The organism is Halomonas sp. PAMB 3264 (genome assembly GCF_031954245.1).
Classification (GTDB): domain Bacteria; phylum Pseudomonadota; class Gammaproteobacteria; order Pseudomonadales; family Halomonadaceae; genus Vreelandella.
Genome location: NZ_CP134866.1, coordinates 205,315 through 220,732, shown reverse-complemented (window position 1 = coordinate 220,732; position 15,418 = coordinate 205,315). Strand labels below are relative to the sequence as shown.

Below are 15,418 nucleotides of genomic sequence, written 5' to 3'. Positions count from 1 at the left end.
CATCCTTGAGGCTCGCCGGCGCACGTGTTCAAACCGCCCGGTCTCGGCGCTTACTCCTCCCCTCCAGAACCTCCATTGCCACTAAAGTCTTACTCTCCAGGGCCGATAGTGGAGCAGCCATGAATGACTTGGCTCACGACACAGACTGCCTCCCCTTAAAGTGAGAATTGGATGCTTACGTCCCTGCGCATGCGCATTTTGCTCGTCACGCTGACGATTATTACCCTGGCGCTGCTGATCAACGCAGCAGTCAGCTACGTTACTCTGAAAACGCACGGTGATCGCCAAATAAGCGAGCAACTGACAGCGACTTCCAGCGACAACGCATCGGTCATCGAAGAGTGGGTGAGCGCCCGCATTGCCATGATGGAAGCGGCGCGCTCGCAGGTTGTTGCGCCAGACCCTACCACCTCGCTCATTCAGCTCGCCGACTCCGGTGGCTTTTTAAGCGCCTATATGGGCCTTCCCGACGGTGGCCTGATCTCATCGGATGGCTGGATTCCCGGGGATGACTTCGACGCGCGCCAGCGCGGCTGGTATCAAAGCGCCGTCGCCCAGGACACCACTATCGTCTCGCTTCCCTACCAGGACTCCAACAGCGGCCAACTCGTGGTTGCTTTCGCAACGCCGGTCAAACAAAACGGTCGGCTGTTCGGCGTGATCGGCGGCGACGTTCCAATCGATCAGCTCGTCAGCCGTGTTAACGCGATCCAGCCCACACCGTCGAGCTTCGCCTTTCTCAGTAGCGCCGGCGAGACCCTCATTGCCCACCCAGACCAGGCGCTGGCGCTAGCGCCGCTCGAGCGCGTAAGCCCGGCGCTGACCCCGGCACTGATCGGCCGCCTGAGCGAGACTCAAAACCGTTGGGAAGGCGTCGAGGTGCAGGGCGATACCAAGCGCATCGTTGTTACCCCCATCGCCGGCACCGACTGGGAGCTTGGCGTGGCGCTCGACGAGCACGAGGCCACCGCCGGACTGCGCGCAACGCTTCACTCTGCGCTTCTGACGCTGCTGATCGTGCTGGGCGTGACGGCGCTTTTGGTCGGACTATGGCTCAAGCGCACGCTGGCAGGGCTCGAGCGCGCCCGCGATGCCTTGAACGATATCGCCAGCGGCGAAGGCGATTTGACTCGGCGCCTGACCGTCGCCGGCAAGGATGAAGTCGCTCAGATCAGCGACGCCTTCAACCGCTTCGTCGACAAGATGGAGCACGTGCTGATCGACGTGCGCGCCAGCAGCGATGCGGTGCATCATGCCGCCAACGAAATCGCCTCCGGCGGCCAGGACCTTTCACGGCGCACTGACAATACCGCGGCGAGCCTGCAGCAAACCTCCGCCTCCATCGAGGAGATCACCAGTACCGTCCAGCACACGGCGTCTTCGGCCCAGGAGGCCAGCCAGCTTTCCCGGAACGCCTCGGAAGTGGCGGGTCACGGTGGCGAAGTAATGGGCAGCGTGGTCACCACCATGGAGGAGATCACTCAGGCCTCGGAGAAGATCGGCGAGATCGTCAACTTGATGAACAGCATCTCGTTTCAGACCAATTTGCTGGCACTCAACGCCTCGGTGGAAGCGGCACGGGCCGGCGAGCACGGCCGCGGCTTTGCGGTGGTGGCCGAAGAGGTGCGCAACCTGGCCCGGCGCAGCAGCGACGCGGCCAACGACATTCAGACGCTGATCGAGGATTCCCAGGGCAAGGTCAATAGCGGCACCTCCCTGGTGCAAAGCGCCGGCCACACCATGGCGGAGATCGTTTCGCACATCACCCGCGTCACCGACGTGCTCGAGGAGATCGAGGCGGCCACCAGCGAGCAAAGCGAAGGCATCAAGCAGGTCAACGTCGCGGTAGCGGATCTGGATCGCATGACCCAGGAGAACGCCGCGCTGGTCGAGGAGTCCACCACCGCCGCCGAGCAGTTGAAGGAGCAGTCCGGCCAGCTGGCCACGGTGATTGGAAGTTTCAAGGTCTCCAGCTCCAGCGCCCCGGCCCGAGCGCCCGCTTTGACCAAAGCGCCGCAGCCGGTGGCATCGACACCGCGCCTGGCGACGACCTCCTCCACCCAGGGTGACTGGGACGAGTTTTAAGGCGGCCTTACGGCACCGGCGGCAGTTCGATATCGTCACTTCGGCTGGCGCCGGCGGTCATCTCACGACACAGGCGCAGAAACTCGCGCACGCCGGTGGTCAGGTACTTGTGCCGATGCCAGATGAAGGTGAACTGGCGCTTGAGATCCAATTCCGGGGTGGGCAGCGCGACCAGGCTGCCACGCCGGAAGGCGTCGCGCAGGGCAAGGCGTGAGACACAGCCAATGCCAAGGCCCGACTCCACCGCGCGTTTGATGCCTTCGGTGTGCTCCAGCTCCAAAAGCGTATTGAAGCGGCTTCGGCGATGACGGGCCGCGTGTTCGAGCGTCATGCGCGTACCGGAGCCCTCCTCGCGCATGATCCAGTCCTCGCGTAAAAGCTGCTCGAGTTCCAGATGCTTGCGCCCGGCCAATGGGTGGCGCGGCGAGCAGAACACACAAAGCTCATCCTCGACCCAGGGTTGGCTGACGATCATCTCGTCGTCGCACTGGCCTTCGATCAGGCCCAAATCCAGTGAGTGCTGGCGCACGCCCTCGATGATATGGCGCGTATTGCGCACCGCTAGCCGTACTCGACTGCCCGGATAGCGCTGCATGAAATCGCTGATCAAAAGCGTGGCCAGATAGTTGCCGATGGTCAGCGTCGCCCCCACCTCGAGCGCGCCTACGCCCTTCTGGCCGCGCAGCAGCTCCTCGACCTCCTCGGCGCGGTCAAGCAGCGCGACCGCCTTGGGCAACAGCTGAAACCCTAACGCGTTGAGCTTGAGCCGCTTGCCGAGTCGGTCGAGCAGCTGGCAGTCGAACTGGCGCTCGAGCTCGGTCAGCGCCGTGCTGGTGGCGGATTGCGACATGGCGAGCGCGCGCGCCGCCTGGGAGACGCTTTCGTGCTGGGCGACGGCCACAAACACCTCGAGCTGGCGCAACGTGTAGTGCATGACCCACCTATATCGATTTTGCAGATAATGTTTATCAGTATAATTGACTTAACAGATATGCCGCCACCGACTAGACTTTGCGGCATCATCATTCATCGCTTTTATTCTTTTATCGAATATTCAATGCGAATGCCTATCCATTGCCCGGCATTTGCGTCCAAGGAGTCATCATGAGCAAGTTTGCCCTGGAAGACGTGCTGAGCGTTCATCACTGGAACGATACGCTTTTTAGCTTTCGCACCACGCGCGAGCGCAGCCTGCGCTTCAAAACCGGCCAGTTCGTGATGATTGGCTTGGAGGTCAACGGCAAGCCCTTGATGCGCGCCTACTCCATCGCCAGCCCCAACTACGAGGATCACCTCGAGTTTTTCAGCATCAAGGTGCCGGATGGCCCGCTCACCTCGCGCCTGCAGCACCTCAAGGTGGGCGATCAGATCATGGTCAGCCGTAAGCCGACCGGGACACTCGTGTGCGACGACCTGCTGCCCGGGCGCAACCTCTATATGCTCTCTACCGGCACCGGCCTTGCGCCCTTCATGAGCCTGATTCAGGACCCGGAAGTGTACGAGCGCTATGAGAAAATTGTGTTGGTACACGGCGTGCGCGAAGTCTCCGAATTGGCCTACGCCGACTTCATCACCAAAGAGCTTCCCGCCCACGAATACCTGGGCGAGGAAGTTGCCGAAAAGCTCGTCTACTACCCGACGGTGACGCGCGAAGAGTTTCACACCATGGGCCGCCTGACCGATCATATTCGCAGCGGCAAGATTTTCGAGGATACGGGACTTGCGCCGATCGACCCGCGCCAGGACCGCGCGATGATCTGCGGAAGCCCGGCCATGCTCGACGATACCAGCGCCCTGCTCGACGAGCTCGGCATGAACATCTCACCGCGCATGGGCGAGCCCGGCGACTACGTGATCGAGCGCGCCTTCGTCGAGAAGTAATACCCCGATAAGGCCACTAAAAAGCCCCGCCAACCTTCCGGTTGGCGGGGCTTTTTGCAAGCGCCTGGCGAGCTTAAACTGCGTCTTTACCGGTTTCGCCGGTACGGATACGAATCACCTGCTCGAGCGGCATAACGAAGATTTTGCCGTCACCGATCTTGCCGGTGTTCGCCACCTGGGTGATCGCCTCGATCACCTGCTCGACCAGCTCGTCGTCCACGGCCACTTCGAGCTTCACCTTGGGCAGAAAGTCCACCACATACTCGGCGCCGCGATACAGCTCGGTGTGCCCCTTCTGGCGGCCAAAGCCCTTCACTTCCGTCACGGTAATCCCCTGCACGCCGATGTCCGAGAGGGATTCGCGTACGTCATCAAGCTTGAACGGCTTGATAATGGCTGAGATAAGTTTCATTGCGACATCCTTTAACTGGGTGGCCCGTTATTATCCGGGTAAGCGAAGGTCATCATGGGCCCCACGCGCCCGCTCCCCTTAAGCATACACCGCTCTTGCCAGAGAATAAAAAAGCCTCCCACGAAGGGGAGGCTTGGGTCGCTGATCCGGGTCAAGCGTGCTTACTTCTTGACGCTGAACTCCGGATAAGCTTCGAGGCCGCACTCGGCGATATCCACGCCTTCGTACTCTTCCTCTTCGCTGACGCGAATCCCCATGATGGCTTTCAGCACCAGCCACACGACCAGGCTTGCCACGAACACCCAACCGAAGATGCCCACGATACCGATCAGCTGCGCGCCGAAGGAGGCCTCCGCGTTGGTGAAGGGCACCGCCAGTACGCCCCAGACCCCAACGGCGCCGTGTACCGAGATCGCACCGACCGGGTCGTCCAGCTTCACTTTATCCAGCGTAACGATGGCGGCGACGACGATCAAACCACCCACCGCGCCGATGATGGCCGCACCCAGCGCCGTGGGCGACAGCGGATCGGCGGTGATGGCGACGAGCCCGGCAAGCGCCCCGTTGAGCGCCATGGTGAGATCCGCCTTACGAAACCACAGCTTGGCCAGGATCAGCGCGGCGATCACGCCACCGGCGGCAGCAGCATTGGTGTTGACGAATACCTGAGCGACGTTATTGGCCGAGGCCACGTCGGACATCTTGAGCTCCGAGCCGCCGTTGAAACCGAACCAGCCCATCCACAGGATGAAGGTACCCAGGGTGGCCAGCGGCATGTTGGCGCCGGGAATGGCGTGAATGGCACCGTCCTTACCGTACTTGCCCTTACGCGGACCAAGAATCAGCACGCCTGCAAGCGCCGCCGCCGCACCCGCCATGTGCACGATGCCGGAACCGGCGTAGTCGGAGTAGCCCACCTCGGCGAGCCAACCGCCGCCCCAGGTCCAGTAGCCGGACACCGGATAGATGAAGCCTGTCATCACCACGGCGAAGGCCAGAAACGCCCAGAGCTTCATGCGCTCGGCCACCGCACCGGAGACGATCGACATGGCCGTTGCCACAAAGACCACCTGGAAGAAGAAGTCGGAGCGCATGGAGTAGTAAGGCGCGTCTTCACCGCCGCCAAGCACCGCGTCCACGCTATTTTCAGCGCCCAGCAGCATGCCAAGGCTTGGCAAGAAGCCGCCTTCACCACTGGAGTACATGATGTAGTAGCCCACCAGTAGATACATGGTGCAAGCGATGGCGAACAGCGCAATGTTCTTGGTCAGGATTTCTGCAGTGTTCTTGGCACGTACCATGCCGGCCTCGAGCATCGAGAAGCCGGCGGCCATCCACATGACCAGCACGCCGCAGATCAAAAAGTAAAAGGTATCGAGCGCGTAGCTCAGATCGGTGACTTCGTTCATGAATCGTTCCCCGTGTTCCTGGCGTTATAGTGATTCGATCAAGACGTATCCAAATCCTGCAGGCTATACCGCGTCGGCGCCGCGCTCGCCGGTACGAATACGGATGACGTCCTCGAGCGGCGTGACGAAGACCTTACCGTCGCCGATCTTGCCGCTGTTCGCCGCGCTGCAGATGGCATCGAGCACACCGTCCAAGCGCGAGTCGTCGACCGCGACTTCCACCTTCACCTTGGGCAGAAAATCGACGACGTACTCGGCGCCCCGGTAGAGTTCGGTATGGCCCTTCTGACGCCCGAAGCCCTTGACCTCGGTCACCGTGATCCCCTGCACGCCGTTGTCGGCCAGTGCTTCACGAACGTCGTCGAGCTTGAACGGCTTGATGATAGCGGTGATGAGTTTCATCCCGGATCTCCCTGCTGGGTAAGTAGCGCTAAAATGAGCGGCGCTGGAATAAGTAGCGGCACTGCCGCCGACATTAATGCGATGCCTCGTTAATGCTCATACCGTGCCATTCACTAAAATTAACTAAAAAATCATAACTTTAAGCGACGCCTTAACGTAACGAGGCCGTTGCCCAGCGCGCCAAGGCGGTGCAGAGATAATTCACCGCACCATATAAGTGCGAATAGAAAAGCGCCTTGCCTTCTTTTGATGCATTGAAAAAGTCACTGCTTTCTCGTCTGCGAAACATGCGTATTTCGCTACGGTTGCGTATCCTTACTGCAAAGACGTACAGCGACACGTCGTTTACCTTCATGCGTTCCTCATCAGGAGAGAGTCATGGCGACCCAAGACCGTATTAGCCGCCTCGCCCAGCAAATCGGCGATCGTTTACAAAACGCTTCCCATGCGCCGGAAGACATTCAAAAAGGCGTGCAACAGGTCATGCGCGGTGCGTTTGATCGTATGGAGCTGGTCTCCCGCGAGGATTTCGACATTCTGATGGACGTGCTGCAGCGCACCCGCTCGCGGGTAGAAGCGCTGGAGCGCCAGGTGGCGAACCTGGAAGCCTCGATCGACGCAAGCCAGGCCGATAAGGCAACTCCCATGGAAGCCGAGGCCCAGACCACTCCGGCGCCAAACGAGCCGGCCCAAAAAGCCGCCAAACCGCGCGCCTCGACCGCCAAGCCGGCCAAAGACTCGAAAGGCGCTACCGGCGCAGTCGACGACCTGGGCGAATAGGCCTTTAGCGTTCCCACCCAAAAAAACCGCGGGCTCAGCAGATTGATATAAAAAATGAGAACACCTATCATTGCGCTTTACAGCGCCCCTGATTGGCGTTCTCTCAATAACAATCTGCTTTTCGGATAGCTCATGACTCGCCTTGCTCCCCTAAGCGTCGCCTTCTTGAGCGGCGCTTTTCCCTTGATGACGTTTGCCCAGGCCCAACCGACCACCGGGGACGAAGCTGCCGCCCAGGACACCATGGTCGTCGTGGGGTCGCGTACCCCCACCCAGATCAGCCAGATTCCCGGCGCGGTGCACGTGGTCGAAGGCGCCGAGCTTACCCAACAGATCAACGCCGGCGGCGATTTGAAAACGGCGTTGGGCCGGCTAGTGCCTGGGCTCGATTTTGGCCCCCAGGGGCGCACCAATGCGGGGCAAAACATGCGCGGGCGTAGCGTTCAGGTGCTCATCGACGGCGTTTCACTGAACAATTCCCGCGGCCTGTCGCGCCAGTTCGACGCCATCGACCCGTTCAACATCGAGCGCGTCGAAGTGCTGTCGGGCACCACCAGCCTTTACGGCGGCGGCGCCACGGGGGGCTTGATCAATATCATCACCAGGCAGGGCGAATCCGGGCGTCCACACTTCGAGACTCAGGCGAGCCTTACCACCGGCTTCAACACCGACCATGATCTGGACCGGCGGCTTTCCCAGTCCGCCAGCGGCGGCAGCGATACCGTATACGGGCGCATCGGTGTGTCGCTCAATGAGAATGGCCGCCAGTATGATGCCGGCGGTGATGAGATCTTTCCCGATATCGCCCAGAGCGACTTACAGGGCAACCGTAGCCTGGACGTGCTGGGCAACCTGAGCGTCGAGCTCGACGCGAATCAGACGCTTCAACTGACCGGGCAGCTGTATGACTCCGGCAAGGCAAACGAGCGCGGTGTTTTCTACCCCAACCTGGCCGCGCCCGCGCCGAACCTGAACGACGCCGACATCCGCGATGGCTTTACCGCCGATCGCGAGCCGCGCACCGACCGCAAGATGATCAGCGCCAGCTACCACCACGCCGATCTGCTGAACCAGGATTTCTACCTGCAGGCGTTTCACCGGGAGGAAGAGTCGAGCTTTCATCCCTTCCCCTATCGCGCCCAGGGCGGCGGCTACTACTTTGCCGCTTCCCAGCAGAACACCACGCTAAGCGGATTGAAGGGGCTATTCTCGGCAGATCTGACCGACAGCTTCAACCTGAGCTACGGCGCGGATATCGACCGGGAGTCGTTCGATGCCTCGCAAATGCGCTTTGATCGCGCCGCCAGCGACGCCACGGGCGGACTCGTGCAGCGCCGTGACAGCGTCACCCCGCGCTACCCGAGCTTCGAGGTCGACACGCTGGCGCTGTTTACCCAGGGCGAGTGGTGGGCCACGGACCAACTCCAGCTCAGCGGCGGCGTTCGCCACCAGCGCATGGACGTGGACATCGACGACTTCAACGGCGTGCCCGGCGGCTCGAGCGACTACGACGTGACGCTGTTCAATTCAAGCGCCTTGTACGATTTCGACAATGGCCATCAAAGCTGGCTGGGCTATTCCGAGGGCTTCGAGCTGCCCGACCCGTCCAAGTATTACGGCCGCGCCGGCCAGACCGTGGCGGACAACCCGCTCGACGGCATCAAGACCCGCCAGGTCGAACTCGGCTGGCGCTACCAGGGCGGCGACTGGTTGGCCCAGGCAGCGGTTTACTACGCCTGGTCGGATACCGCGATCGAGCTGGACGAGGATCTCAACATCGCTCAGGTTGACGACGACCGCCGCGACTACGGGCTGGAGGCGTCACTCACGCGCTACATCGGCAACCACTGGGAAGTGGGCACGACGCTCCACGCGCTGGTCTCCGAGCAGAAGGTGGACGGTGACTGGCAGGATCGCGGCATTACCGTGTCGCCCTACCCCTCCCAGGATAGCCTGACCGCCCACGTGGGCTGGCAGGATCAAACGCGTACGGTTCGCCTTCAGGGCAGCCACGCCCGCGAGTACGAGGACGCCGCCGGCGAACGCATCGATGGCTTCACCACGTTTGACCTGATCGGAAGCCAAAAGACCGATTTCGGCACGCTGAGCCTGGGCGTCAGTAACCTGACCGACAAGCAGTACTCCACTCCCTGGGGGCAGCGCGCCGTGGGCTTCTATTCGCCTACCTATGGCCCGGAGTATCTTTACGACTACCAGGCCCGCGGGCGCACCTTTACGCTCGGCTGGTCGCTCGAGTACTAGCGCGCATCAAAAAGCGCCACGGTTTTCGGAGGTGATCGCATGCCACGCGCCGCCTTGAACGCCATTACGCCGCACACCCTGGCGCAGTGGGGCCAGCGGTTCGGCATTCGTTATCGCATCGATGACGCCCCGGGGGCCGCTGCCCCGGGGGCCGCTGCCCCGGGAGCCGCCACCCCGGTGGCCAGAGGCGAGGTGCACGACGTGCGCCTGTTCGATTCGCTGCACCTGACGCTGTCCGATCTCGAGGTCGAGCGTGGCTACACCTCCTCCTCGATGCAGGGCGTGCCCTGGTTCGTCAGCGTGGTGCTGGAAGGCGAGGTATCGCCGACGCTGGGCCAGCAAACGCTGACCCTGGGCGCTGGCGACGGGTTTTGCGCCCACTTCGACGCCGCCCAGCCGCTCATCGTCCATCAACCCCGCCAGCGCCGTTTGAAAACGGTGAATCTCGCGGTGCTGGCGACCGCGCCGTTCGCGCTGCCGGCGCCGATGTCCAAAAGCGCGCTCCACCGCTGGTCGCTGCCGCCATCGCTTTACCGCACGCTGGTACAGGCGGCCTGCGAGCCCGCAAGCGCCTGGCGCCAGCGGCTCGTTTGGCAGGGGCTGGCGCTGCAGCTTTTGGGCAACGCTCTTCCCGAATCCGATGAAACCGCCACGCCTCGGCTATCCAGGCGCGACCGCGACTGCCTGAGTGCGCTTCATGAGCGCATCCGCCGCGACCCGGGCGCCGAGTATTGCCTATCGGCGCTGGCCCGCGACGCCGCCATGAGTACCAGCAGCCTGCGTCAAAAATTCCGTCAGCTTTACGGCGACACCCTCTTTACGCACGTTCGCCGCTGCCGGCTCGATCAGGCACGGCGCTATCTCGAGCAGGGCGTTAGCGTTCAGCAAACGGCCCACGCCTGCGGCTTCAAGCACGCGACCAACTTCGCGACCGCCTTCAAGCGCGCCTTCGGCGTCACGCCCCACGACGTCCGTTCGCCTCGATAGCCGCTCAAAGCGCCGCGCCTGAGCGTTCACGATCTTCCGCATATTTGTCATCGGGCATAGCCCTTCTAGCGAGCGGCATACCTTTTCCGTCCCATAAAAGGTAATAATTCTCATTACCTAAAATTTTCGCGTTCGATTCCAGGACCTATCATGCTGCCGACCCGCACGTTCACCCTCGCTCCTGTCGCTGCCGCTTTGATGCTGGCCTCATTTCAGGCCAGCGCCCAGACCACGGCCACCCGGCTCGACACCGTGACGGTCACCGCCCAGCAGGCCGCCACCAAGGTCGCCACCCCCTTTCTGGAAACCCCGCAGAGCGTTTCGACCATCACCGACGAACAGATGGAGCGCCGCGGCGTAACGACCGTTCAGCGCGCCGCCGACTACACCCCCGGCGTGTACACCAACCAGGTCGGCGCCTCCAACCGTTTCGACTACCTGGTGCTGCGCGGCTTCTCCGACGGCAGTCTGAGCAATACGTTTCTCGACGGCCTGAAGCTGATGGGCGACGCCAACTCGCATAGCTCCATGCGCGTCGATCCCTGGTTTTTGGAAAGCATCGAGGTGGTGCGCGGCCCGGCATCGGTACTTTACGGGCGCGCCTCCCCCGGCGGGGTGGTCGCGCTCAACAGCAAACGCCCCGAGTTCGACCAAAGCGGCGAGCTGCGCTTTCGCCTGGGCAATAATCAGCAGCGCAGCGCCGCGTTCGACCTGACCGGGCCGCTGGGCGACGAGCAGCGCGTGGCGTTTCGCCTGACCGGTATCGCCAGCGCCTCCGACACCCAGTTCGACCCCGCCAAGGAGGAGCGCTACGCTATCGCCCCACGTTTGACCTGGGACATGACCGACGCCACCAGCCTGACGCTCGAAGCCTACCTGCAGGACGAGCCCGAAGGCGGCTACCACTCCGGCGTGCCGTTCGAGGGCTCGGTGGTGCCCCACAACGGGCGCAGGATCAGCAACACCTTCTTCGACGGCGAAGAGGCCTTCGATACCTATGAGCGCACCCAGCGGATGGTCGGCTACACCCTGGAGCACCGTTTCAACGAGGACGTCACCGGGCGCCAGCTGTTGCGCTACCTGAATTCCGACGTGGTGCTCAACCAGGTCTACGGCTTCGGCTGGAGCGCGCCGGATTCCAATGAGCTGACCCGCTACTACTCGGGCAGCGACGAGTCGCTCACCGCCTGGACGGTGGACAACCAGCTGGAAGCGGCGCTCGATACCGGCGCCGTGGCCCACCAGTTTCTGTTCGGCGTGGACTACCAGCACCGTGAAAACGAAGTCTCCTGGCCCTCCGGCGCCTTTCCGCCGCTCGATGCGTTTGATCCGGTCTACGGCGTCAACCTGGATGAGGCGGTGTTCTACGACCCGACGCGCGAGCATCACGAGATCGAACAGACCGGTACCTACCTGCAGGATCAGGTCAGCGTCGAGAACTGGCGCTTTACCCTCGGCGGGCGCTACGATTGGGTGAACATCGACAACGTCAACCGCGACTCACAGGATGCAAGCTCACTCAGCGACACCCAGTTCAGCGGTCGCGCCGGAGCGGTGTATCTGTTCGACAACGGCGTAGCGCCCTACGTGAGCTATTCCACTGCCTTCACGCCGACCAGTTTCGTCGACGAGCGCGGCGACCTGCTCGCCCCCATGGAGGGCGAGCAGTGGGAGGCCGGCGTCAAGGTCACGCCCGAGGGTAGCCAAAGCCAGTTCAGCGCCGCTGTTTTCCACATCAGCCAGGAGAACGTGGCCACCAAGGAGCAGCCGACCGACCCCTACCGGGCCGTCGGCGAGATCGAATCTCAGGGTCTGGAGCTCGAAGCGCAGACTCGGCTCACCGACACGCTGTCGCTACAGGCGGGCTACAGCTTCACCGATATTACCTACGCCAAAAGCGATGACGGCAACGAAGGCAACAACGCCATCTATGCGCCGCGCCACCAGCTTCAGGCCTGGGGACACTACGCGCCGGTGGATGGCGGGCTCAGCGGTGTCGACATGGGCCTGGGCATTCGCCACTACGCCGACATTGCCGCTGACCGTGCCAACACAGAGAAGGTGCCCGACTACACCCTGGTCGACGCCACGGTAGGCTACGACTGGAGCCAGCAGGGTTTTGAAGGCGTCGAAACCCGCCTCAACGTCAACAACGTGCTGGACAAGGAGTACGTCGCGACCTGCAACTCGCTGGACTACTGCTACTTCGGCGCCGAGCGCAGCGTGACCGCCAGCGTCCACTACCGCTTCTGATCAAGCGCCACGCGCAGCGCCCGGGCCATCGCGCTCGGGCGTCCATCGTTTCGGGTTTGCAAACAATAAATATTATCGTTTAAATACCGGCTGACTTCTCGAGTGATGCCCTGCATGCGCCTTTCCCCTCTTATTGCCCGCGGCCTGCTGCTGGCCGCCAGCCTTCTGCCGGCCGGTGCCCAGGCGCAGTGGGCGACGCTTGATTGGACCATCGCCGAGACGCTGCTGGCCATCGACGCGCCGATCGAAGGCGTGGCGCAAATTCCCGCCTACCATGACTGGGTCGGCGAGCCGCGCCTTCCGGATTCGGTGGTTGATCTGGGCCTGCGCCAGCAGCCCAACTTCGAGCTGATGGCCCAAAACCCGCCGGAAGGCTTTCTGATTTCGCCGATGTTCGAAGGGCTCACGCCGAAGCTATCGCGCCTTGCGCCGGTAAGCTCGTTTGCGCTCTACACGCCAGGCGAAGAGACCTGGCCGGAGCTGCTGAGCTTCACCCGCCAGCTCGGCGAAAAGACCCACCGCGAGGCCCAGGCCGAAGCGCTGATCATCGAGACCGACTCACTGATGGAGCGCCTGAGCGAACAGACGCGCGCCACATCGCCGCTTTTGATGATTCAGTTCATGGATGCGCGCCACGTGCGCGTGTTTGGCGACAACAGCCTCTACAACGCTGTGCTCTCGCGGCTGGGCATCGATAACGCCTGGCAGGAAGCCACCAACGCCTGGGGCTTTGCGCTGACCGGCGTCGAGACGCTGGCACACTATCCCGACGCTACCCTGGTCATCGTCGACCCCGTGCCCACCGGCGTCGAGGAAGAGCTTGCCCGCAGCGGGCTCTGGCAGCGCCTGCCCGCCATCGAAGAGCACCGCGTGATTCGTCTGGCGCCGGTCTGGAGCTTCGGCGCACTGCCCTCCGCTCAGCGCTTTGCCCGCGAGCTGACCCGGGCACTGAACGACGCCTCGTCACCTGTTGATTCCTGATCCCCGTTGATCAGGCGCATTGCCCAACGTCGAGCAAATGTGCCAGGTTTAATTGGCAAAAGAAAAATTAGACCGCCAACAGGGGAACGGTGATGACACTTGCCATCGTGAACACGCGTGCCGGCGTAGGGCTCGACGCTCCGGCAGTGCAGGTCGAGGTGCATCTGGCCAACGGCCTGCCGGGATTGACGCTGGTCGGCCTGCCGGAAGCCGCCGTGAAGGAGAGCCGCGAGCGGGTGCGCAGTGCGCTGGTCAACGCAGGCTTTGACTTTCCCAACACCCGGCGCATCACCCTGAACCTGGCCCCGGCGGATCTGCCCAAGGAGGGCGGGCGTTTCGATCTGCCCATTGCGCTGGGCATTCTCGCCGCCTCCGGCCAGCTGCCGGTGGAGGCGCTTGAAGGCATCGAGTGCGCGGGCGAGCTGGCCCTCGACGGCAAGCTGCGTCCGGTGCCCGGCATGCTGCCGTTTGCGCTGGCCACCAAAAGCGCCGGGCGCAGGCTGATGGTGCCCAGGGCTTGCGCGGACGAAGCCGCGCTTGCGGGTAACGGTCTGGAAGTCCTGCCGGCCGAATCACTCTGGGACATCGTGGCCCACCTTCTGGATCAGACCCGCATCGCGCCCCACGTGCTGCCCGCCCCACCGAAAGCGCAGAACCCCGCGCCAGACCTTGCCGATGTACGCGGCCAGCACCAGGCGCGCCGGGCGCTGGAAGTGGCCGCCGCCGGTGGGCATAACCTCCTGCTGGCAGGCCCACCGGGCACCGGCAAAACCATGCTGGCCAGCCGCCTGCCGGGCATTCTGCCGCCGCTTGACGAGGATGACGCCCTGCAGGTTGCCGCGGTACGCTCGGTGTGCGGGCTGGCCCTCGAATCGGATTGGGGCCAGCGCCCGTTTCGCCAGCCTCATCACAGCGCCAGCGCCGCCGCACTGGTGGGCGGCGGCTCGAAACCCAAACCCGGCGAGATTTCGCTCGCCCACATGGGCGTGCTGTTTCTCGATGAGCTGCCGGAGTTTTCCAGAAGCGTGCTGGAGGTCCTTCGCCAGCCGCTGGAAACCGGCGAAATCCACTTGTCGCGCGCCAGCCACGAACGCCGCTACCCGGCGCGTTTTCAGCTCGTCGCCGCCATGAATCCCTGCCCCTGCGGCCACCTGGGCGACCCGCGAAGCCGCTGCCAGTGTACGGCCAGCCAGATCCAGCGCTATCAGGCGCGGCTCTCCGGCCCGCTGCTGGACCGTATCGACCTTCAGGTGGAAGTCCCCGCCCTGCCGCCGGAGCAGCTCACCGCCCAGACCCAGGGCGAATCGTCCGACGCGGTACGCGAGCGCGTGATGGCCGCCCGAGCACGCCAAATGGAGCGCGGCGCGCTCAACAGCCAGCTCAGCGGCAAGGCGCTGGAAGCCGCCTGCGACTTGAACGATGAGGAGCGCACCTGGCTTGCCGAGGTGCTTGAAAAACTCAAGCTCTCGGCGCGGGCGTATCACCGCGTGCTGCGCGTGGCGCTCACGCTTTCGGATTTGCAGGGCGCACCCAAGCCGGGGCAGCCGCACCTGATCGAGGCCATTGGTTACCGGCAGCTGGATCGCCTGCTGGGAAAAGGCTGAGCCACGCCTCCTGATGCCGACCACGAGAGCAGGCTCGAGGCACCTTCGTCAGCCAGCGGTATTGTCGCGGCGCCAACAACGCCCATGATCACATTCCTGGGCACGATCGCGACCCCGATCCTGGCCACAGTGAAGCCAGTCATCGCCGCGCTATCAGGAACACCGAGCGCGCCGGCCAGCGAGACCCCGGCGCGCTCGGCCAGTTCTTCGATCTGGCGGCATAAAGAACCACCTTTATTCATCCATGTTTTACTTAAGTAATTTAAGCCAAAGTTGTAATCCTGGATTCATAGCATAACCGCAACACTGTGGGCCACACGGTAGAGGCAGGAGGGTCAGCGCCGGTGCCCTCCCTGCTTTAC

13 protein-coding genes are annotated in these 15,418 nt (G+C 62.9%); 8 read left to right on the top strand and 5 right to left on the bottom strand.

The features are described 5' to 3' along the window. Positions 1 to 171: 171 nt before the first annotated feature. Complete coding sequence (locus RN347_RS01000; RefSeq protein ID WP_311959417.1) at positions 172 to 2,085, top strand: methyl-accepting chemotaxis protein; 1,914 nt, start codon at positions 172 to 174, stop codon at positions 2,083 to 2,085. 7 nt (positions 2,086 to 2,092) lie between these two features. Here RN347_RS01000 and RN347_RS00995 read toward each other — a convergent pair whose 3' ends face one another. Then, positions 2,093 to 3,019 (bottom strand): LysR family transcriptional regulator, encoded by a 927-nt coding sequence (locus RN347_RS00995; RefSeq protein ID WP_263585475.1) that lies wholly within the window; start codon positions 3,017 to 3,019, stop codon positions 2,093 to 2,095. A gap of 170 nt (positions 3,020 to 3,189) precedes the next feature. Here RN347_RS00995 and RN347_RS00990 point away from each other — a divergent pair, with 170 nt between their 5' ends. Further along, positions 3,190 to 3,966 (top strand): ferredoxin--NADP reductase, encoded by a 777-nt coding sequence (locus RN347_RS00990; protein ID WP_263585476.1) that lies wholly within the window; start codon positions 3,190 to 3,192, stop codon positions 3,964 to 3,966. A 73-nt stretch (positions 3,967 to 4,039) separates the two neighbouring features. Here the strand turns inward: RN347_RS00990 and glnK are convergent, their stop codons facing one another. The 4 genes from glnK to RN347_RS00970 all read right to left on the bottom strand — a co-directional run bounded on the left by glnK (position 4,040) and on the right by RN347_RS00970 (position 6,544). After that, positions 4,040 to 4,378, bottom strand: coding sequence for a P-II family nitrogen regulator (glnK, locus tag RN347_RS00985; RefSeq protein ID WP_252108177.1), 339 nt, complete (start codon positions 4,376 to 4,378; stop codon positions 4,040 to 4,042). Positions 4,379 to 4,539: 161 nt separating this feature from the next. Next, positions 4,540 to 5,787, bottom strand: coding sequence for an ammonium transporter (locus tag RN347_RS00980; protein ID WP_311959414.1), 1,248 nt, complete (start codon positions 5,785 to 5,787; stop codon positions 4,540 to 4,542). A 63-nt stretch (positions 5,788 to 5,850) separates the two neighbouring features. Further along, positions 5,851 to 6,189, bottom strand: a complete 339-nt coding sequence (locus RN347_RS00975) for a P-II family nitrogen regulator (protein ID WP_227389981.1) — start codon at positions 6,187 to 6,189, stop codon at positions 5,851 to 5,853. 151 nt (positions 6,190 to 6,340) lie between these two features. Continuing rightward, entirely contained in the window at positions 6,341 to 6,544 is a 204-nt protein-coding gene (locus tag RN347_RS00970) for a hypothetical protein (RefSeq protein WP_263585478.1), read from the bottom strand. 23 nt (positions 6,545 to 6,567) lie between these two features. On the opposite strand from RN347_RS00970, the gene RN347_RS00965 reads away from it, so the two are divergent. The 6 genes from RN347_RS00965 (at position 6,568) to RN347_RS00940 (ending at position 15,056) form a co-directional block, all read left to right on the top strand. Beyond that, the gene (locus RN347_RS00965) at positions 6,568 to 6,969 is read left to right on the top strand and encodes an accessory factor UbiK family protein (protein ID WP_311959410.1); all 402 of its coding nucleotides are present in this window, start codon (positions 6,568 to 6,570) and stop codon (positions 6,967 to 6,969) included. A 132-nt stretch (positions 6,970 to 7,101) separates the two neighbouring features. After that, a complete protein-coding gene (locus RN347_RS00960) occupies positions 7,102 to 9,231 on the top strand; it encodes a TonB-dependent receptor (protein ID WP_311959408.1) in 2,130 nt (709 codons plus the stop codon). Between the two features lie 39 nt (positions 9,232 to 9,270). Further along, a complete protein-coding gene (locus RN347_RS00955) occupies positions 9,271 to 10,218 on the top strand; it encodes an AraC family transcriptional regulator (protein WP_311959407.1) in 948 nt (315 codons plus the stop codon). Positions 10,219 to 10,368: 150 nt separating this feature from the next. Next, the gene (locus RN347_RS00950; protein WP_311959405.1) at positions 10,369 to 12,471 is read left to right on the top strand and encodes a TonB-dependent siderophore receptor; all 2,103 of its coding nucleotides are present in this window, start codon (positions 10,369 to 10,371) and stop codon (positions 12,469 to 12,471) included. A 114-nt stretch (positions 12,472 to 12,585) separates the two neighbouring features. Further along, a complete protein-coding gene (locus RN347_RS00945) occupies positions 12,586 to 13,452 on the top strand; it encodes an ABC transporter substrate-binding protein (RefSeq protein WP_311959403.1) in 867 nt (288 codons plus the stop codon). A gap of 92 nt (positions 13,453 to 13,544) precedes the next feature. Further along, positions 13,545 to 15,056: a YifB family Mg chelatase-like AAA ATPase gene (locus tag RN347_RS00940; RefSeq protein WP_311959401.1), complete on the top strand. Its 1,512-nt coding sequence runs from the start codon at positions 13,545 to 13,547 to the stop codon at positions 15,054 to 15,056. The last annotated feature ends 362 nt before the right edge of the window (positions 15,057 to 15,418 follow it).